The organism is Xenorhabdus indica, from assembly GCF_014467235.1.
GTDB classification, from domain to species: Bacteria; Pseudomonadota; Gammaproteobacteria; order Enterobacterales; family Enterobacteriaceae; genus Xenorhabdus; species Xenorhabdus indica.
In genome coordinates this window covers 13,962-33,968 of the sequence record NZ_NKHP01000026.1, presented here as the reverse complement: position 1 = coordinate 33,968, position 20,007 = coordinate 13,962, and the positions used below count along the sequence as shown (strand labels likewise).

At 42.9% G+C, this 20,007-nt stretch carries 15 protein-coding genes; 9 read left to right on the top strand and 6 right to left on the bottom strand.

All coding sequences use genetic code 11. From position 1 onward, the window contains the following. Positions 1-32 precede the first annotated feature (32 nt). The 5 genes from Xind_RS16545 to Xind_RS16525 all read left to right on the top strand — a co-directional run bounded on the left by Xind_RS16545 (position 33) and on the right by Xind_RS16525 (position 6,655). Positions 33-2,138: an IgaA/UmoB family intracellular growth attenuator gene (locus tag Xind_RS16545; protein WP_047680306.1), complete on the top strand. Its 2,106-nt coding sequence runs from the start codon at positions 33-35 to the stop codon at positions 2,136-2,138. Between the two features lie 80 nt (positions 2,139-2,218). Beyond that, a complete protein-coding gene (hslR, locus tag Xind_RS16540) occupies positions 2,219-2,632 on the top strand; it encodes a ribosome-associated heat shock protein Hsp15 (protein ID WP_187650507.1) in 414 nt (137 codons plus the stop codon). Positions 2,633-2,658: 26 nt separating this feature from the next. After that, positions 2,659-3,531, top strand: a complete 873-nt coding sequence (gene hslO / locus Xind_RS16535) for an Hsp33 family molecular chaperone HslO (protein ID WP_187650506.1) — start codon at positions 2,659-2,661, stop codon at positions 3,529-3,531. 208 nt (positions 3,532-3,739) lie between these two features. Further along, the gene (gene pckA, locus Xind_RS16530; protein ID WP_187650505.1) at positions 3,740-5,359 is read left to right on the top strand and encodes a phosphoenolpyruvate carboxykinase (ATP); all 1,620 of its coding nucleotides are present in this window, start codon (positions 3,740-3,742) and stop codon (positions 5,357-5,359) included. Between the two features lie 519 nt (positions 5,360-5,878). After that, entirely contained in the window at positions 5,879-6,655 is a 777-nt protein-coding gene (locus tag Xind_RS16525) for an APH(3') family aminoglycoside O-phosphotransferase (RefSeq protein ID WP_187650504.1), read from the top strand. Here the strand turns inward: Xind_RS16525 and Xind_RS16520 are convergent. The 4 genes from Xind_RS16520 to Xind_RS16505 are packed head-to-tail and all read right to left on the bottom strand — an operon-like array spanning position 6,652 to position 12,487. After that, a complete protein-coding gene (locus tag Xind_RS16520) occupies positions 6,652-7,641 on the bottom strand; it encodes a GNAT family N-acetyltransferase (protein ID WP_052189445.1) in 990 nt (329 codons plus the stop codon). The genes Xind_RS16525 and Xind_RS16520 overlap by 4 nt on opposite strands. 12 nt (positions 7,642-7,653) lie before the next feature. Next, on the bottom strand, positions 7,654-8,904 hold the full coding sequence (locus Xind_RS16515) for a phenylacetate--CoA ligase family protein (RefSeq protein ID WP_222941840.1): 1,251 nt from the start codon (positions 8,902-8,904) through the stop codon (positions 7,654-7,656). 15 nt (positions 8,905-8,919) lie between these two features. After that, entirely contained in the window at positions 8,920-11,355 is a 2,436-nt protein-coding gene (locus Xind_RS16510) for an acyl-CoA reductase (protein WP_187650503.1), read from the bottom strand. Between the two features lies 1 nt (position 11,356). Further along, a complete protein-coding gene (locus tag Xind_RS16505) occupies positions 11,357-12,487 on the bottom strand; it encodes a LuxE/PaaK family acyltransferase (RefSeq protein WP_047680295.1) in 1,131 nt (376 codons plus the stop codon). A 932-nt stretch (positions 12,488-13,419) separates the two neighbouring features. On the opposite strand from Xind_RS16505, the gene Xind_RS16500 reads away from it, so the two are divergent. Next, positions 13,420-14,058, top strand: coding sequence for a CatB-related O-acetyltransferase (locus tag Xind_RS16500; RefSeq protein WP_047680293.1), 639 nt, complete (start codon positions 13,420-13,422; stop codon positions 14,056-14,058). A 59-nt stretch (positions 14,059-14,117) separates the two neighbouring features. Here Xind_RS16500 and Xind_RS16495 read toward each other — a convergent pair whose 3' ends face one another. Continuing rightward, positions 14,118-15,347: a BaiN/RdsA family NAD(P)/FAD-dependent oxidoreductase gene (locus tag Xind_RS16495; protein WP_187650502.1), complete on the bottom strand. Its 1,230-nt coding sequence runs from the start codon at positions 15,345-15,347 to the stop codon at positions 14,118-14,120. Between the two features lie 333 nt (positions 15,348-15,680). On the opposite strand from Xind_RS16495, the gene pitA reads away from it, so the two are divergent. After that, positions 15,681-17,171, top strand: coding sequence for an inorganic phosphate transporter PitA (pitA, locus tag Xind_RS16490; protein WP_047680291.1), 1,491 nt, complete (start codon positions 15,681-15,683; stop codon positions 17,169-17,171). Between the two features lie 102 nt (positions 17,172-17,273). Here pitA and uspB read toward each other — a convergent pair whose 3' ends face one another. Beyond that, positions 17,274-17,600 carry a universal stress protein UspB gene (gene uspB, locus Xind_RS16485; protein WP_047680289.1) on the bottom strand — a complete coding sequence of 109 codons (327 nt, stop codon included), beginning with the start codon at positions 17,598-17,600 and terminating at the stop codon, positions 17,274-17,276. 343 nt (positions 17,601-17,943) lie between these two features. Here uspB and uspA point away from each other — a divergent pair, with 343 nt between their 5' ends. Both uspA and gdhA read left to right on the top strand, forming a co-directional pair. After that, a complete protein-coding gene (gene uspA / locus Xind_RS16480; RefSeq protein WP_047680287.1) occupies positions 17,944-18,375 on the top strand; it encodes a universal stress protein UspA in 432 nt (143 codons plus the stop codon). A gap of 270 nt (positions 18,376-18,645) precedes the next feature. After that, positions 18,646-19,989: an NADP-specific glutamate dehydrogenase gene (gdhA, locus tag Xind_RS16475; RefSeq protein WP_047680285.1), complete on the top strand. Its 1,344-nt coding sequence runs from the start codon at positions 18,646-18,648 to the stop codon at positions 19,987-19,989. The last annotated feature ends 18 nt before the right edge of the window (positions 19,990-20,007 follow it).

Sequence of the window (20,007 nt, the reverse complement as noted above, 5' to 3'; positions counted from 1 at the left end):
CCTCTGTATTGCTTTATGGGCGTGGAGAAAAAATGAGCTCACTAGTCATTATATTGGCTATTTTTATCGTTAGCCTGACTATAATGGCTTCCTTTCTGACTTTCAGATGGAGGCGTTCTGATAACGCGCGTTACTTGTCATTGATGGCTAAAGCAGCTAGCCGCAAGCTAAGTGCGGATGAATCTCAAGCTATTGAGTCTTATCTGAAAAATATCCTGCCCAAAATGAAATCAGACAGGAGCTATATGTCCGGCTGTCCGGCGTTGCCGGTCAGAAATGATACGGTTTATACCATTAGCCATACCATAACCCGTTTTTCCGCTGCTTCAGAAGAAGCGCAGCATTGGCGCTATTATGTTGATGAAACGGAAATACATTTTCCTGCAATGCTTGAGCCGTTTGTTAATCAGCGGAATACGGTAGACATTGTTCAAACTTCTTCGATACCGCTCGTTATTACAGTGAATGGTCATTGTCTGACAGATTATCAGCAGAATCTGAATACCCCAAATTTTAAGAAAACGGAACACGCTTCAATTCAGAAGAACGGTAATTCGAATGCCAATTTGCTGTATGTGCGAAAGGAAACGCCGGAAGAGTATCGTCTGCGCCACTCAACAGGTATCCAGGAAGGCGTTCTGATGTGCATGGGGCTTTCCTTATGGTTTCTGGCTCTTTTTGTGCCTATACCTTTATTGCCGTGGCTAATGTTGATTTCTATTCTGCTTATACTTGCCAGTTTTTGGCCACTTTTCAGGTGGCCATCTTCACGTAATTTGTTGAATATAAATTGCTTTAGCGGGATATTGAAACGCTGGGGTGTTTTCAGTGAGTTTGAGCCGGAACACAAAAAAAATATCTCATTGGGCGGAATTGACCTGATTTATCCCGCTCACTGGGAGCCATACCTTGCTCATGAGCTTGATCAAAATACTGATGTGGATATGTATTCCAGTTGCCATGTTGTACGACAGGGGCGTTATCTCTCGTTGCATGAGGAGGAAAAACACTATCCCTACCAACGTTATCGAAAGAACCAGATGTTGGTGGTATTTTCTGTTTTAGCTATGTTATTACTGTATTTTTATCAACCCGCCAGTTTATCTATGCGGTTGAGTTTTGCATGGCTGCACGGCAGTAATACCAAGGTTATTACCAGCGTCAATGAACTGCTAAATATGCCACTTCGGGAAGGGGATGTACTGAGAGTTAAAGGCACAGGAATGTGTTACATGCCACCTATGCTGGATACTTTTCCTGGTCAGAATGGACTCTCTTTTGCTCCATTTAACTGTTTTGGTGTCTATTGGAATAATGGCAGCGCATTACCCAGACCGGAATCAGAAATTATTAATAAAGCATCAGCATTGCTCACAACAGTTAATGAGCAACTACGCCCAATGGAAAATAGCCGGAAATCTAATTCCAATCTGAATGAAGTGATTGCTAAGTCGGGAATGATACTACTCGATAATTTTTCTCAAATCATTTTGAATACTCAGGCACTTTGTCAGAAGGACATGGATTGCAACCGTCTAAAAAATGCTCTGATTAATCTGGGTAATGGCAAAGATTGGGATGATCTTTTGTATCGGGCAGAAAAAGGAAAATTGAATGGAACCAAAGTATTATTACGCTCTGTGAGTGCTGATGCATTGGGAAAACTTGTTGATGCCACCACTTCCTCATTTATTTACCGGGAAATTGATAAAGTGAGTATTCTCATAAACAGCCCTCCGCCGGGAGGTGTTTTGCTGATTAGTGATGAAGACCGCCCACTGGTTGAATATCCGCTTGCGCCGATCATTTTTTATGAGTACACCGCTTTGCAACAATGGGGAGAATTGCTACGGCTGGCGAATATATTGACACATATACCATTTGAAACCGAAGGTATTGTGACGGGGTTATCTGAAGATGCAAACGGTACTCGTCATATCATGTTACATAGTGAACCTGATTCTATTACGTTGATTCGTTATCTGGGAAGTTGCCTCTTTTTGGCAGTAATTATGGCGACATTAATTGTTAATAGCATATTGGTTATTAAGAAAAAACAAAAAAACAGTCAGCGTCTTGTGCGGATCAGACAGTACTATGACAATTGTTTCAATCTGAAACAACCGCCGATGAATTAGTGATAATCACGCGGGCTATGTTACCCTAAATTTGTCTTTAGCCAGCAAGCTTTAATCAGAGAGAACAGAGAGAAACAACCATGCCTAATTCAGACAATGATCACGCTGTTCGCCTTGATAAGTGGCTGTGGGCTGCCCGTTTTTACAAGACCCGTTCCATCGCGCGTGAAATGATTGATGGAGGAAAAGTCCATTATAATGGGCAGCGGAGTAAGCCGAGTAAACTGGTTGAGTTGAACGCAGCAATTAAATTGCGTCAGGGCAATGATGAGAAAACAGTGACAGTTTTGGCATTGAGCGGACAAAGGCGCAGTGCCACAGAAGCTCAACAGCTTTATCAGGAAACAGAAGAAAGCATCATTAATCGGGAAAAGATGGCTTTGGCTCGTAAAATGAATGCATTGACGATGCCACATCCTGATCGCCGTCCAGACAAGAAAGAACGGCGTACCCTGATTAAATTCAAGAACACAAAATTTAATGAGTCGGAATAACCGTCTCAGTGAAATGAGAGAGATTTATGATTAAGCATGACCAATTACACCGCTTTTTATTTGAAAGCCATTCTGTCAGGGGGGAACTTGTTTCTGTAAGCGAGACTTACCAGCGAATGCTGGAGAATCACCATTTTCCCCAACCTGTACAGCAATTGTTGGGTGAGTTGTTGGTCGCCACCAGTCTGTTGACTGCCACATTGAAATTCAACGGGGATATCACAGTACAAATTCAAGGTGATGGGCCTGTTAAGCTGGCGGTCATTAATGGAAATAACCGCCAGCAAATGCGTGGTACTGCGCGCATTGATGGTGATGTCAATGCTGCAAGTCGTCTGCGTGATATGGTTGGTAATGGTTATATGGTCATTACCATTACACCAACAGAAGGTGAACGTTATCAAGGTGTAGTCGCATTGGAAGGAGAGACACTGGCTGAATGTTTGGATGCTTACTTCAAACAGTCAGAACAATTGCCGACTCGTTTGTTTATCCGAACTGGCATGCAGGATAACAAAATGGCGGCTGGGGGCATGTTATTGCAAATCCTGCCGGGTGCACAGGCAGGCAGTGATGACATGCTTGACCATCTGGTTCAACTGACTGCGACCATCAAAGGCGAAGAGTTGTTTACGCTGGATGTGAAAGAAATTCTGCATCGTCTTTACCATGAAGAAGATGTCACTCTGTATGAACCTCAGCAGGTTGAGTTCCGTTGCACCTGCTCTCACCAACGTTGTGCTGATACTCTGGTAACATTACCGGAAGCGGATCTGCAAGATATTCTTCATCAAGATGGAAAAATTGACATGGAATGTGAATTCTGTGGTATGCACTATATTTTTGATGAGAAAGCTCTTAACGAAATTAAAATAGCGAAGAAAGAACAGTTACATTAACTCTATTTATGATTTATTTTTAGAGGGCGTATAAATACGCCCTTTTTATTATTTAAAAATTTTTATTTCGTGTTCTATGTCTCATATAAACCTAAAAAAATAATATAATTTCAATTTTTTGATAACAATCGCTGTTAATTAGTCATAATTATTTATTATTTCTGGCAGAGATAGAGATTAAATCTAACTGATCAGGAGCAATAAATAAATGAGCGTTACAGGCATTACTGTGCAGGAACTTATGGTTTATGGTATTCGTGATGTAAGCGAAGTTATTTATAACCCAAGTTATGAATTGTTATTCTCTGAAGAAACGAAATCTTCTTTACAAGGATATGAGAAAGGCACATTGACCAATCTTGGTGCTGTCGCAGTAGATACCGGGATCTTCACAGGGCGTTCTCCTAAAGACAAATATATTGTGCGCGATGAGGTGACTCGCGACACGGTATGGTGGGCAGATCAGGGAAAAGGTAAGAACGATAATAAACCGCTCAGCCAGGAAACTTGGTCTCATCTTAAAGGATTAGTCACTCAGCAGCTTTCAGGCAAACGTTTATTTGTGGTTGATGCTTTCTGTGGGGCTAATGCGGATACTCGTCTGAAAGTACGTTTCATCACAGAAGTAGCGTGGCAGGCGCATTTTGTCAAAAACATGTTTATTCGCCCATCTGATGAAGAGCTCTTTGATTTTGCCCCTGATTTTATTGTGATGAACGGTGCGAAATGTACCAACCCACAATGGAAAGAGCAGGGACTGAATTCTGAAAACTTTGTTGCTTTTAACCTGACAGAACGGATGCAGCTGATCGGCGGTACTTGGTACGGTGGTGAAATGAAAAAAGGGATGTTCTCAATGATGAACTACCTGTTGCCACTGAAAGGTATTGCTTCCATGCACTGTTCTGCCAATGTGGGTGAAGATGGTGATGTTGCTGTTTTCTTCGGTCTTTCTGGTACGGGAAAAACCACGCTTTCTACTGATCCGAAACGTAAATTGATCGGTGATGATGAACATGGCTGGGATGACGACGGCGTGTTTAACTTTGAAGGTGGTTGCTATGCAAAAACCATCAACCTTTCGAAAGAAGCTGAGCCCGATATTTATCACGCTATTCGCCGTGATGCTCTACTGGAAAACGTCACTGTACTGGCAGATGGCACTGTTGATTTCAATGATGGTTCAAAAACAGAAAACACTCGCGTTTCTTATCCTATCTACCATATCGAAAATATTGTTAAACCTGTCTCAAAAGCAGGTCATGCAACTAAAGTCATTTTCCTGACTGCTGATGCTTTCGGGGTACTGCCTCCTGTGTCCTGCCTGACGCCAGAACAGACTCAATATCATTTCCTGTCTGGTTTTACAGCAAAATTGGCAGGAACAGAGCGTGGTGTAACAGAACCAACGCCAACTTTCTCTGCATGTTTTGGGGCGGCATTCCTGTCATTACACCCGACTCAGTATGCAGAAGTGCTGGTCAAGCGTATGCAGGCATCCGGGGCGAAAGCCTATTTAGTTAATACGGGTTGGAATGGCACTGGCAAACGAATCTCTATCAAAGATACCCGAGCGATTATTGACGCTATCTTAAATGGCAATATTGAAGATGCGGATACCATTGAATTGCCGATTTTTGATTTGGCTGTACCAACAACATTATCGGGCGTCGATACGGGTATCCTCGATCCACGCAACACGTATGCAGATAAATCTGAGTGGGATGCGAAAGCCAAAGATTTGGCACAGCGTTTCATTGATAACTTCGACAAATATACAGATACCGCTGCTGGTGTAGCATTGGTAAACGCAGGGCCTAAGCTGTAAGAGACTCAGATTAGCTGGATTAAACAAGGTGGGACTGCGGTCTCACCTCAGATTAGGATATAACTAAACGAAATAATACCGTTAAAAAATGCTAGTGGAAGCCGTTATGCGATACGAATGCAAAAACAAGCATGAAAAAGATAAAATCGATTTCAAAGCTGTCCGTCAGGGTAAGATTCAGATGATTCAAAAGTTTATTGCCGCTAAATAAAAAAGAGGCGGAGAATAAAGACAAAATCGTATTTAAGCCTCTTTAAAATCAATAGCCAGTTTAGTAAGACTCAGACTACTGATAAACCCCGTTGAAAGAATAACGGGGTTTTTTATATACAAAAAAAAGCCAGCATGAAGTTGCTGGCTATAAAAGTAAACACTGGAAGCAATGTGAGCAATGTCGTACTTTCACATGACCCTGAAGGTGGTGCACTGAAAGTAATAATAATGATAATCGTTCTCAATATCGTTTGTAAAGCGTTTTTTTAATCAAATTTCGTTTTTCAATTTTAATAAGGAAAATACATGCTACCCAAGTTACCACAAAGTATTGAGTGCTTTATCGGCAATGCTGCCTTAATCCCTGATGAAATCGGTGAATCCCCAAGCAGTGTCTATAGTTTTATTCAGGGTAACGATTGCTTTTTTCTCAAGTATTCTCCCATCGTTTATGCAAATACGACTTATAGTGTCATGCGGGAGGCTTCAGTGCTGCATTGGCTTAATGGTCGCCTGAATGTGCAGGAAGTTGTGTGTGTTGCAGAGAATTCAGAAGGGGAGTTTATGATCACACGTTGTATACCCGGAGAGCCGTTGTACACGCGGATAAATGCTCATCAACCTGTTCTGGAACTGTTTCGTGAAGCTGTTCGTCAGATACAGGCTGTATCCATAATCAATTGTCCATTTGACTCCGGGGTTAATTTTCGTCTTCAGGAACTGGAGTATTTGCTGAATAACAATTTGTGTGCTGAAGAATATGACCTTGGGCAATGGCCGGGAATAGCGACTCCACAAGATTTACTGGCACGTCTTCATGCTACGTTACCGAGTGAAGAAAAGGTATTTTCCCATGGAGATCTTTGTGACTGTAATATCTTCGTTGATGCACATGACGAATTGTACTTCCTTGATCTTGGCCGAGGCGGAATGGCAGATCGCTGGCTGGATATTGCATTTATTCATCGCAACTTACGTGAAGAGGTTTCGATAAGTACAGCTAGCGAATTTCTGGATACGCTTGGCGGTCTTGATAACTCAGCCAAGCGCGTGTTCTTCGAGCAATTAGATGAACTATTCTAACCTGGTATGCACTCACTTAGCTGATGCAGGAATGAGTGCTCCGTAGTTTTCTCCAATTCCATTTGGTAGAGGTTTTGTGTACTGATGTCAGAAAATTGATACGATGTTGATTGATAACCCCGTAACCAGAGCAGAAACCACCCTGTATGTACATCAGGGCATAGCCCGGCGAAGCGAAATCCACCTTTTTTTAACTGTGGATATAACCTCAATGCCTCTTCACACGCAGGAAGTCTTAAATAGATTAACTGGTTGGCAGGGTAATCTATGATTTCCGATAAGAAGTCAGAATCAACCTCATACAATGTGATCTCCAAACGTCGTCCACTGATTTTAGAACTAATGAGCTTGGAGTTAACTAGATTAGAATTAAAAAGAGAGTACTCTCCTTGTTGTTCATCGGGTGATGATTCGCCAACGTATTGTCCTATCTGGTCGGCCCAGTCTCGCAAGGGATGTGGCCAGTTCAGTTTAGGCAATGGAAATGCTTTAAGAGGCAAAATACCTTGTACAATACTTTCAGGCTCTGCTAACCCGAATGGCGAATCGACATAGTCCAGCATCAGTGCTGTCGAGCAAAAGCCGAGGTTTTGTGCTAAATACTGGCTTTTCAGGTGCGAACAGACTTGTTTTATCGTCAACAAACTATACTGCTGTTCTTTCGCATAGTGGCACAAATAGCGCCCCAAAGATTTAGCAATACCTCTGCCTTGAAATCCCGGATACACAGCAACCAACGCTAATTCAGCCTGATTTTGCTGCACAACATCTTTAATAAGCGACGCGTGACCAATCAGATGTCCTTGATAAAAAGCCAAGGCTGAATACCATCTTCCTGTAGTTTGATAGTCATCTATCAATCTGGGCAGATAGACATCAGGATAAACGTATGAATCACCGTAAACTTCACGGAATAATTTGCTGATATGTTTTCCGTCACCTGATTGATAGCTGCGGATCTGGATAGCAGAAGGAAAAATAGTCATAGATTTCAACCTTCAATTATAACTACGCAGATCCACAACTCGCTGCAATTTACCTGAACGCGGGTGGGTATACATTGCATCAATATTCGTTTGAACGATCTCCAGCATATTTTGGTGGAAGTGAGCAGTGTTCAGTTCGGGGCATGCTGAGAGTATGTTATGGTGGATTTTTTTAGTATCGATTGGTTGCGGGCTGGCTACTAACAATTTGATTTTGTCTTTTGACGCCTCTTGAGACAGTACCAACTGCCAGGCAATTAACTCTGTTTGTGATGATAACTGGGTAGCTAAGTCGTCAGGAAATAGTGAAAGATCACCAATCCTGATCCGATAACCTTGGTTTGCGCGTCCGTGTAGCGCAAACTTACGACATGCCTGTTCTGACTCACACCAGCAAGCCAAATCACCCGTAGGATAGCGGATCACCGGCATCAGTTTTCTTTGTAAGTTAGTGATAACTAACATGCCACGGCGTCCTGGCTCCGTGATGGGTTCATGGGTAATCTCATCAATAATTTCTATAATGGTATCTTCGTCGAAAACCCTGTGCTCTCCCGGCTCACATTTTGGGTCAGCAAAGCCGATTAAGCCGCCGTCAACACTGGCACAACCAACTGAGCCAAAACGTGCCTGAGGGAAAACCTGACGCATTGCCGTTATCTGTCCTTCGAACAGGCTTTCTCCGCCATACAGAATGGTTTCTACCGTCGGTAATGTCTGGTCATTGTCTTTCAGATACTGTGCAAAGCGAATGAGCTGAACGGGCACTCCCGCCAGCACGTTGATATTGTGATGCTGAATGTTATGTGCCAGCAGTCCATCGTCAACCTTGCAAGTGAAAGGAAATTCCACGACAGGGAATGATGAGTTAGACAGAGCACCATGAATGAATAGCAAACTGGTGTAAAGGTCGCCGGCAAAAAATAGGTTGGCTACCCGATCACCCGGCGTCAATTGGCGGGTAATTGCTTTCCCAAATGAATGAATGAATGCTTTCCACTCTTGTTGACTGAAAACTGATAGTCGACCATCACTGGTTGAACCCCCCGTTTTAAACACATGTCCGTTTTCTAATGGAGCAGTAAGTACTGGCCAAGTCTGTAAATTATCTGAATGGGCCCAGTAACTACCGGGCGTGACCAGTGGCAAATCTTGCAGCGTCCAATTATCCGGGACGGATTCGTAAAGAGTCCGGTAATAAACAGAATGCTCACGTACATGATTAAACAGATCAATTAATATCGTGCTTTTCATTATATTCATATTCGTTTCACCTAATCAGAATTTACGCAAGTCAATGAACAATGGGGCTTTTCCACTATTGGTATTCCGACGAAATTCTGTTGCCGGGGAAAATATAACTTCCAGATTCAGCATCCCTCCTTCAACCACTTCCTTTATTTTTACATTCTCTTTCAGACCTAATAAGTGCTCGCGAACTGCGACAACATCAGGGTTCTCAATGAAGAGCTGAATACCGTTGATCCCTTCATCGTTATGATCGATGAGCCATTGCACCGGGGCCTCCAGTTGTTCAGATAATTCAGTCAGATTGATAAAAATACTGCCGACCCGTAACAGGGAACCATGACGTCCAACAAGCCGGAAACGCGGTGTCAACTGACCACAAGCACAAGGTTCAGCGATCCAGTATCCGAGATCGCCCAAATCGTAGCGCTGAACAGATTGTGCCTCGCGGTGCCGGGAAGTGAATATCAGACGACCCGTTTCCCCCTCAGTTACTGGGTTATCATTATGAATATTAAGTATTTCTAACCACTGGTTATCAGCCATTAAATGGAAAATGCCGTCTTCACTGGCTGCACATCCATGGCCTAATGGACCTGCATCTACTGACCCGTAGACTGCGGAACGTATCAGGGTAATACCGAACTCATTCAGGAAAGTCTTCTGGTTGACATTCAGGGGTTCTCCACCTAAAAACAGTTTGCGTACGCCACCGTATTCACGCAGTTTGTTGGTTTCACTCAGGAACAATCGGTGTATCGTACTTGGCATGCCGACCAGAGTATTAATGCGTTGCTGCACAATTAAACCAGCTATTTCACTGAAATCATCGTTAGTTGGGCCACCCATCGGATATTGAGTTACTCCTAGCTTATCCAGAATGGTGAAGAAGCTCATCATTCCACCGTACAGTTTTCCTCCATACAACAGGTTCATGACCCGATCTGTAGCAGGTTCAAGGCCACAGGAGAACAGCCCATCGGCTGCTGATTGCATTTGTTTGTGATAATCAGAGTAACTATAAGCGGCCAGCTTAGGTGCTCCACTACTGCCGCCACTGCGGAAAAACAGGCGGCCTTTTTCATTTGGCGTTAATGCCTGAAAATCTGCCTTATTTATGACAGGCAGGTTATCCAGACCGGGCGGGCGAGATGGTGGAATATCAAGGTGAGCGGAACCAGCCAAGATATCCGCAGGCAGGCTGACAGAAACCCGTTTGGCGAGGCGTGCCAGTGCATAAACGCCATCATGCGGCTCACCGCTATAACCGCCGTGCATCTGACCCACAGGGGCAATACGGTTAACTCCCGCAGCAAACAGGGTATGGCTCATTTCTGCAATATGTTCCTGACGGGCAACCAGAGCACAACTCTGAAGATGGTTACGCCAGGGATGCAGAATGGAACATAGCTGCTGACGAGGTGCCGGACGTAACTGCAATGTGCGGAACAGAGGAGACGCTGCCAGTTCCTGCTCGTGCCGCCAGATTACCCGCCATTCATCAGCTTGCCAGAGCTTGCCACGTACTTGGGTGAATGCGAAATCAAGGCGCTGAAAAGCTACCTGAGTTGTAATTTCAGCCGATTCCTGAACGTCAGTCTGTAATACCGGATATAATCCAGAACGACGTTCAAGAGCTGCTGCCATACGTTGTCCGATATCTTGCAACACTTCCGGATCATCACTATCGACCAGCAAACATTGTGGACTGGAACAGGCTTGTTGGTCATAACAACAAATATCATCTGCCAGTGCATCTAATTGGGCATTATTCACGGCATCAGGGCTCAGCCAGGCAAAACTGATGCGATGTCCCCAATCAATCCAGCGGCAACCTGCCGGCAATTGGGTACGAATGGCTGATAGTGCAGAATCTCCCCCCCAAGCGGAAACAGCGTCGGCCTGGCTCAGCAGTTCTCCCAATTGTGTAACAGGTAATGACAAAACCGCAATCCGGTCTGCCAGATTGCCGGAAATATCGTGAGCCAGAAATGCATCCAGAAGCTGTGTACTAAATCCGTTATCACTGCTGCTTGGCCGTAACCAGTTGATATTGCCGACTAACAAACTTTCCAGCACTGCCATAAAAGGAAGAAGTTGTGCATTGGAAGGTGTGATATGGACGACTAACCCCAGAGGTTTCCAGGCTTCGTAGTGATTCTGGTTATAATCGAATCTGCGCAGGGAAAAAGCATCCTGCCCCAGCTCTCGCTCCAATTTAGTTTGTAAGGCTTCACGTTGACAGAAGTCGATAAGTGCCTCACGCGTTTTAGCATCAAAAAGGAAATGATCATCGGTCTTGGCAAGATGATTGGCGAAGCGTTGGGCGCACTCAAGTACCTGTTCGGCACTATGAGGTTGTGCGAGCAATTCTGGTAAACGTGCCCGTAATTTTGCGATTTTTTGTTTTGCTAACTGTCCCTGTTCAACAGCAAGCTGATCATTAATTGTTTCAATGGAAGACATTTCAGGAACCCCTAATCAATTCAGAAGCGGCAATCGCACAACTACGACTTTTGCTCGTACCTGCACGGCCAAGCAGTTCAAACCAATCTGTATTCAGTTCACAACCACAACTATCACCGGGATGCAGTACAGCCAGATCACTCATGACAATGCTGTGAGCCGGGCTGGATGTGATGTAAGGTGAGATGAAATGTAGAAAACCGGGATCACCATAAGGTTGCCGTGATATGTTGGCTGTATGGCGTATATAAACCCGCGAATAGACTGGAACGTGAAAACGATGGTGAGAACATTCCATGTAAGGCACAGGATGTTCAACTGAACCGTAACCATCACGACAACGTATATCAGGAATACCCAGTTGTTCTACCAGGCGTTGATACAACTCCAGTTTAGGAATTGCTTTGTCAGCATGGGTCTTCCAGCCACCGCCGAGGGAGACTAGCGAATCTGGATGTAATTTCAGAGCGGATAATCCCATCTCTTCCATTCTTTGCAGGGTAAACCACAGGAAAGCAGGAAAGCCAAAAATACGCACGGGAAGCCCTTCTTCGGCGAATTCCTGAAGAGTTCTGATTGTCCCGAAAGGATCGAATTCATTGCTCTTACCGTTATGACGCAAAGCATAATAAGCCCGGTTTACAGGTGCATACTTACACAGAAACTGGTCGGTATAAGCTGTTCCTAACGTAATGGAGCCAGCAGGTTCATAGCTGAGCAACAGGTAGTTACACGGTTGATCGGGGGTATTCCAATCATAATAATTGAAAATGTGATCCACCATATCCTGAGCCGCTGTGATACTCCTGTTATCGTAGTGCATACGGCTTTTTTGCCCGGTTGTACCTGATGATGTCAATTCCAGCGCATCCTTTGTGCTATTGCTGACTATTAGGTTACGTTTAAAATAATTGGCAAATAGTGGTGGCAGGCTTGACCAGTCTTCCAGCGCCATGACAGCCTGTTTATCCAAGCCATTGTTTGCCAGCCACTGTTCATAACCCGGAGTATGTTCACAGTGGTATAACGTTAATTCACGCATAGCATCATTAAATAATGCATCATACTCGGCACAAACATGATAAGGGTGTGCTAAGGCACATAGTGCTTTAACATGGGTTAAATTTTGCATATTTAAGACTCATTCTTTTTGAACAAAACAATCTTGGGATTCACTTCCCAGTAAAAATTAATAATTTTTAATAGGTTTATTTCATTATCGAATATCAATAAATTATTCGATTTAATAATTAATCCCTGAGCCTTGTTTGCAGAATGATGTTATGTTGGAAGGTGCTGACAGCTGTTAAAATTATTCTAAAAACTATGTTAACTGGATATTTGACTAGGAAAATGTACAATTGCTAGTTTTATAGTTTGCTGTTAGTCCTAAGTTGTCGCGCATTATTCCAAACTGGAATATAATAATCAATCGATTTTTCTAATGTTTTTCGTGTATTGAAGGATAATATTATATCTTTATTTAATATGCCTATTTCATTAATTATTTTTTTGTCTCATCTAAGAACTTAAATGAAATAATATGTTCTTTTTCTGGGTAAATATTAATTTAAATTTTGGTATTTATTCATAACCTAAATTAGCTATTAATATCCCCTTAATAATTATTTTTTACTCCAGTAGTTACCATTTTCTGGCATCATAAACGTGGTATTAATATATTTGGCAATAACTAAACATCGTCATAAAATACATAGGAATTCTCCTTGATGTACTATTTATTTGGTATATTCATCGTCTTGCAAATTACAGTCAACAAAGACGAAATTTGAAAGACGACGGGTAAACCCAGTTAACTTTCTACGACCAGTCTTGTCAGGGCAACTTAGGTGTAAGAAGACATGGCTACAAATAGAGAGTTTCGTGATATGCTGCAACAGCAATTCATACTGAACAGTCCGTTAAATTAGCACTAAAAGATAACAATGAATATCCCATTACTGAAACAACCTCGAATCACACAGAGTGATGTATTTTGAACGCGGATACATCACCATAGGCAGCGTTCTATGGTAACAATCAATTTCTAAGATGAGATTTACCATGCAAAAAAAACATTGGTCAACATATCAACTTCTTCATGATGTTATAAAAAATCCGAATATACACATTAAAGGTACTCATAGCTATTACAGCGATTGTTGGGACAGTGGTTTTGAAGAATCTGTTGTCCGTTATTTGCAAGGCGATGAAGGTAGCCGACATTGGGTTTCCAAATGGGATATAGACAAGTTATACATTGGTGACTATGTGTGTATTGGTGCCGAAGTGGTTATTTTAATGGGAGGAAACCATACACATCGCTCTGACTGGTTTTGCCTTTATCCTTTTTTAGAATTTATCGATGAAGCCTATATTGGCAAAGGTGATACCTATATTCATGATGGCGTGTGGATAGGAATGCGGGCAATGATCATGCCAGGAGTCACAATTGGTGAAGGCGCTATCATTGCAGCAAATAGCGTTGTCACTTGTGATATTCCACCCTATAGCATTGTGGGAGGGAACCCTGCTAAACATATTAGATATCGTTTTGCTGAAGATGTTATTAATGAGCTTCTTGCTATGAACGTTTATGATTGGTCACCAGCCAAATTTGACGCTATGAAGCGCTTTTTATGTGCTTCAGATATTAATGCATTGAAAAAGGCGGTTACGTTATATGATACGTTGAACGCGTGACCTCAAATAATCGTATTATCTGGTTTAGACAGTTGCCAATTGGCAACTGTCTTTATATTTTATAAGCTTTTACTGGAGTGAAACTTTATTGTCTCTGTACACATGATTAAAGCCTGCGCACAAGCCCATGCAGAACTCCATGCCCATTGGAAGTTATACCCGCCAAGCCAGCCGGTAACATCGACAACTTCACCAATAAAATACAATCCGTTGACTTTATGGGATTCCATTGTTTTCGATGACAGCTCATTGGTATCCACACCGCCAAGAGTAACTTCTGCTGTACGATATCCTTCTGTGCCATTTGGTTGTACTTGCCAACATTGCAGGGTAGCGATCAGCTCTTTTTTCTGTGTCAGGTTAAGTTGTTTCAGAGAGCGTTCCGGTAGTTGATCAAGAGACTGCAAACATTCCACCAGACGTTTGGGTAGTAATTTGGCAAGAGTATTTTTCAAACTTTGATTAGGATGGGATTCTCGCTCCTTATCAAGAAAGGTGTCCAAGTTTGTATCAGGAAGTAAGTTAATACTCACGTACTCACCGGGCTGCCAATAACTGGAGATCTGTAAAATCGCGGGGCCGGAAAGTCCGCGATGGGTAAACAGGATATTTTCTCTGAATACGGTGCCATCTTTTGCGGTGACAACCGAAGGAACCGCAACACCGGAAAGGGTTTGCAGTTGTTCCAGCAATGGCTTATGCAAGGTAAAAGGCACTAATGCTGCACGGGTAGGCAGGATATTAAGACCGAATTGTTCTGCGATGCGATAACCTAAAGGGGACGCTCCCAATCCGGGCATGGACAGTCCACCTGATGCCACAACAAGTGAGTGTGTACCTACTTTTTTCCCCGATGCGATAACCTCAAATCCCTGTAAATGTTTCTCGATTTGTGTCACTTCGCTGCGTAGCCGAATTGTCACCTGACCTGCTTCACACTCTTGCAAAAGCAGATCGACAATTTGTTGGGCTGAATCATCACAAAAAAGCTGTCCCAATGTTTTTTCGTGATAAGCAATCTTATGACGTTGAACCAAGTCAATAAAATCCCACTGTGTATAGCGAGCAAGTGCTGACTTACAAAAATGGGGATTGGCAGAAAGATAGGCAGCAGGTTCAGTATATATATTGGTGAAGTTACAGCGCCCGCCTCCGGACATCAAAATTTTGCGGCCTGCTTTTTTACCGTTATCCAGTACCAGAACGTTCAATCCTGCCTGTCCTGCTTGTGCGGCACAAAACAAGCCTGCCGCGCCAGCACCAATAATTACTACATCAAATTTTTCCATTCGTTTGTTGTCTCTATTTTACTGAATTATCTTGCTGAATGACTTTCTTGCCAGATCACTTGGCAGGAAATAAACTTCATTGTGGAGAGACTATCTGCAAAATGCAGAGAAAAATCAGCATTTGTTTGAACTTTTATCGTGACAAGTCATTTTTCATCAAAAAAATATCAAAGCATAGAAAGTATATAATATATTGATATTTATTATAAAAATGATTAATTCGCTGTCGGTTTCTTGTCATTAAATCAAAAAAAGGTCATATTTCTCTTTTCCCGCCAGCGTTTGTCACTGATAATGCGCCGCGTTCATGTCCTACTAACTGGCTTAACGTTTATGCTACATCTGTTTACTGGCCTGGATTTTTATACCGGCCTTATGTTAGTACTTGCTCTGTTGTTTGTGCTTTTCTATGAAGCCATCAATGGGTTTCATGATACCGCAAATGCAGTAGCAACTGTTATTTATACCCGCGCTATGCGTTCGCAATTTGCCGTTGTCATGGCAGGGGTTTTTAACTTTTTTGGTGTCCTCCTGGGTGGATTAAGTGTCGCTTACGCGATTGTGCATCTATTACCTACAGATCTTCTGTTGAATGTCAGCTCAAGCCATGGCTTGGCGATGGTTTTCTCCATGTTGCTGGCAGCAATTATCTGGAATCTGGGCACATGGTATTTCGGCATTCCTGCATCCAGCTCTCACACGTTGATTGGTTCCATTATCGGTATTGGCCTGACCAATGCGATAGTGACCAGCTCTTCTGTTGTTGAGGCGCTTAATATTCCGAAGATGATACAGATTTTCATGTCATTGATTCTGTCTCCTTTGGTTGGTTTGGTGATTGCAGGAGCGATGGTCTTTTTACTGCGCCGTTACTGGAGCGGGACTAAAAAGCGTCGTCGTATTCACATGACCCCGGCTGAACGTGAAAAACAGGATGGTAAACGTAAACCACCATTCTGGACACGGACTGCACTGATCCTTTCTGCTGTTGGTGTGAGTTTTTCTCATGGCGCAAATGATGGGCAGAAGGGTATCGGTCTGATCATGCTGGTCTTGATTGGTGTCGCGCCTGCTGGCTTTGTTGTCAATATGAACTCAACCAGCTATGACATTGCCCGCACCCATGATGCAGTTGTTCATTTACACCAGTATTATGAACAACATGCTCCTGCGCTTTCTCATGCGATTGAACTGACACCGGCTGTATCTGCGGTTGAAGACCAACTGGACATGACTTTCCACTGTGATAGCTCACGTGCGTTGGTGGTGCTGAATAACGCGGAAACGATGTTGGGAAGCATCCAGAACTTCAATCAGTTGACCCCAGATCAACGTAACAATATGCGTCGTATGCTGATGTGTATTGCTGATACTGCGGGAGCAGTAGCTAAACTGCCTGAAACCAGTATGGAAGATGCACGTTTCCTGCATAAGTTGCGTAAAGATCTGCTGAATACCGTTGAATATGCGCCAATGTGGATCATTATCGCTGTGGCTCTTGCCCTGTCTCTGGGGACAATGGTTGGCTGGAAACGGGTTGCTGTCACTATTGGTGAGAAAATCGGTAAAAAAGGCATGACATATGCCCAGGGAGTTTCAGCTCAGGTTACAGCAGCGGTGTCGATTGGGGTTGCCAGTTATACGGGAATGCCGGTATCGACAACGCAAGTTCTCTCTTCTGCGGTAGCAGGTACGATGCTGGTTGATGGGGGGGGTGTTCAAAGTAAGACTATCAAAAATATCATGCTGGCGTGGGTACTGACATTGCCTATTTCAATTGCTCTGTCAGGCTGTCTGTACTGGATTGCTCTGCAACTGATCTAATCGTTTTTAGGAAAAAGGGTTGAGTCACATTCAGTGGCTCAACCCTTTTTATTGCACTTTTCACATTCGTTTTCCTTTGCCATTGCTATCAAACTATCACTATCAGACAATGACGATCAGACACAGTAAAACAATCCCACATAACACACTCGTCAATATAAATTGTTTCCGCAGCCTTTCGCAGAAAAAGATAACATCAGTACTGTGATGGTTGAGATAGCTTTGCGAATTGATGTAGTGTACCAACCGAATATGTTTATCAAACTGACCATTAGCAGTAAAAAAGCCATTACCATCAATAGATTGGTATAGCATCGGATCTGCCTGGCGCAAAATAGATAATAATACGCGGAGCGAAGAGATGTAGCGTAATATATTGATAATACAGATAAAGCAAATTGCCCAAAAGAATGCAACCATACTGAACATATTTCCCCCTCCTTAGAGCGGCAATGAAATACCAGATTAAAAATTCATCTCAAAAGGTAGCAATATGAATAATCACTGTATTAAATTTTAGGAGGAAATAGAGTATTAGAAAAGTCAAACGACAGTGAAAAATGGATCCAGAACAGGGAATGTAATGCTGATAAGGTATTTAATATTACCGTAGTGTTGTAATAATATGTCTGTATTTTCAAATGGTTAAAAAAATAAAGTAACAAGTTGTGATCACAACAACACTCAAAAGAGACCTCAAGCAGTTATAGTATAAGCATAGAATCATGGCGTTTAATGCCGCCAATCCATTTGATGGAAGGAGTTCACTTATATGGCTTACAAACATATCCTTGTTGCAGTTGATCTATCTCCAGAAAGCAGGATTTTGGTGGATAAAGCGGTTTCATTGGCAAAACCATACAATGCCAAAGTCTCCTTGATCCATGTTGATGTCAACTACTCTGATCTTTATACCGGTCTAATTGACGTGAATCTTGGTGATATGCAAGAGCGTATTGCTGATGAAACTCGTAATTCTCTGAAAGAATTGTCTGCCAATTCAAGCTATGAAATTCAGGAAACGCTAAGTGGCAGCGGTGATTTAGGGCAAGTCCTTGTTGATGCTATCAAGCAATATGATATGGATTTAGTTGTGTGCGGTCATCATCAGGATTTTTGGAGCAAGCTAATGTCTTCCGCACGTCAGCTTATTAATACAGTTCATATTGATATGCTGATTGTTCCATTACGTGATGAAGATTAATCTTCGGTTAAAATTGGATTCTGTGAAATCGTCTGCTTGTGCAGGCGATTTTTTTGGCTTAAGAAAAGATGATGACTCTTTTAATGCCACTTTTTTGGAAATTGTCTGAATTATTTTTAACAAAACTTATAAAAATAGTTATTGAAATTCAATCATGAAACAGTGGTATATTCAGAAAGCAAACCGTAGTTACCTCACATTTTCGACAAAAAATAAAAAGGAAAATGGCAGGGGGAGCATCACATCTGAATGATATAAAGGAAGCTATAAATGAATGTTTCATCATCTTTAGTCTCATTTCTCGAATCAATACAGTGTCACAATCCACATCAACCAGAATATTTACAAGCGGTAAGAGAAGTGATGTCATCACTTTGGCCTTTTCTTGAAAGAAATCCGCAATATCGTGAGCAAGGTTTGCTGGAGCGTCTGGTTGAACCGGAAAGAGTCATTCAATTCCGCGTTAGCTGGGTTGATGATCAGGGAAGAGTTCAGGTAAATCGCGCATGGCGAGTACAGTTTAACTCTGCCATTGGGCCATTTAAAGGGGGGATGCGTTTTCATCCTTCCGTGAATCTCTCAATCCTTAAGTTTTTGGGTTTTGAGCAAACGTTGAAAAACGCGCTGACAACGTTGCCAATGGGAGGTGGAAAAGGAGGCTCTGATTTCGATCCGAAAGGAAAAAGTCAGGGTGAAATCATGCGGTTTTGTCAGGCATTGATGACAGAATTGTACCGCCATCTAGGGCCTGATACCGATGTACCTGCCGGTGATATTGGTGTTGGTGGCCGGGAGGTTGCCTTTATGGCGGGGATGATGAAGAAATTATCCAACAATACCGCTTGCGTTTTCACTGGTAAGGAACTTTCTTTTGGTGGCAGTTTAATCCGCCCTGAAGCAACAGGTTATGGCCTGGTTTATTTCACTCATGCCATGCTTAAACGTCATGGTATGGAGCTGGATGGGATGCGGGTGTCCGTTTCTGGAGCGGGAAATGTTGCTCAATATACTATTGAAAAATGTATGGAGCAGGGCGCTAAAGTGGTTACGGTATCTGATTCTGGCGGTACTGTGTTGGATGAGGAAGGTTTCACTCCAGAGAAGCTGGCTCATCTCGAAGAGATTAAAAATAAGCGTTATGGTCGTGTCGAAGATTATGCCAAAGAGCGTGGTTTGACTTTCCTTAAAGGGCAAAATCCGTGGTCGGTGCCTGTCGATATAGCTCTGCCTTGCGCTACCCAGAATGAACTGGATCTGGAAGATGCGAAATTACTGATTAAGAATGGTGTAAAAGCGGTTGCAGAAGGGGCAAATATGCCAGCAACTATTGCAGCGACGGATGTTTTCCTTGAGGCGGGCGTTTTGTTTGCACCGGGTAAAGCGGCCAATGCGGGAGGCGTAGCGACTTCTGGTCTGGAAATGGCGCAGAATGCAGCGCGTCTCAGTTGGAAAGCAGAGAAAGTGGACATCCGCTTACACCACATTATGCTCGATATTCATCAGGCCTGTGTAGAATATGGTGGAGAAAGCAAGCAAACCAACTACGTACAGGGAGCGAATATAGCTGGCTTTGTTAAAGTCGCTGATGCAATGCTGGCGCAGGGGGTATTGTAATCCAGTGAGCTTATCAGT

Excerpts from the sequence above, each read along its gene's own strand:
- Xind_RS16545 (WP_047680306.1), top strand. The coding sequence starts at position 33 with ATGAGCTCACTAGTCATTATATTGGCTATTTTTATCGTTAGCCTGACT.
- hslR (WP_187650507.1), top strand. The coding sequence starts at position 2,219 with ATGCCTAATTCAGACAATGATCACGCTGTTCGCCTTGATAAGTGGCTG.
- hslO (WP_187650506.1), top strand. The coding sequence starts at position 2,659 with ATGATTAAGCATGACCAATTACACCGCTTTTTATTTGAAAGCCATTCT.
- pckA (WP_187650505.1), top strand. The coding sequence starts at position 3,740 with ATGAGCGTTACAGGCATTACTGTGCAGGAACTTATGGTTTATGGTATT.
- Xind_RS16525 (WP_187650504.1), top strand. The coding sequence starts at position 5,879 with ATGCTACCCAAGTTACCACAAAGTATTGAGTGCTTTATCGGCAATGCT.
- Xind_RS16520 (WP_052189445.1), bottom strand. The coding sequence starts at position 7,641 with ATGACTATTTTTCCTTCTGCTATCCAGATCCGCAGCTATCAATCAGGT.
- Xind_RS16515 (WP_222941840.1), bottom strand. The coding sequence starts at position 8,904 with ATGAATATAATGAAAAGCACGATATTAATTGATCTGTTTAATCATGTA.
- Xind_RS16510 (WP_187650503.1), bottom strand. The coding sequence starts at position 11,355 with ATGTCTTCCATTGAAACAATTAATGATCAGCTTGCTGTTGAACAGGGA.
- Xind_RS16505 (WP_047680295.1), bottom strand. The coding sequence starts at position 12,487 with ATGCAAAATTTAACCCATGTTAAAGCACTATGTGCCTTAGCACACCCT.
- Xind_RS16500 (WP_047680293.1), top strand. The coding sequence starts at position 13,420 with ATGCAAAAAAAACATTGGTCAACATATCAACTTCTTCATGATGTTATA.
- Xind_RS16495 (WP_187650502.1), bottom strand. The coding sequence starts at position 15,347 with ATGGAAAAATTTGATGTAGTAATTATTGGTGCTGGCGCGGCAGGCTTG.
- pitA (WP_047680291.1), top strand. The coding sequence starts at position 15,681 with ATGCTACATCTGTTTACTGGCCTGGATTTTTATACCGGCCTTATGTTA.
- uspB (WP_047680289.1), bottom strand. The coding sequence starts at position 17,600 with ATGTTCAGTATGGTTGCATTCTTTTGGGCAATTTGCTTTATCTGTATT.
- uspA (WP_047680287.1), top strand. The coding sequence starts at position 17,944 with ATGGCTTACAAACATATCCTTGTTGCAGTTGATCTATCTCCAGAAAGC.
- gdhA (WP_047680285.1), top strand. The coding sequence starts at position 18,646 with ATGAATGTTTCATCATCTTTAGTCTCATTTCTCGAATCAATACAGTGT.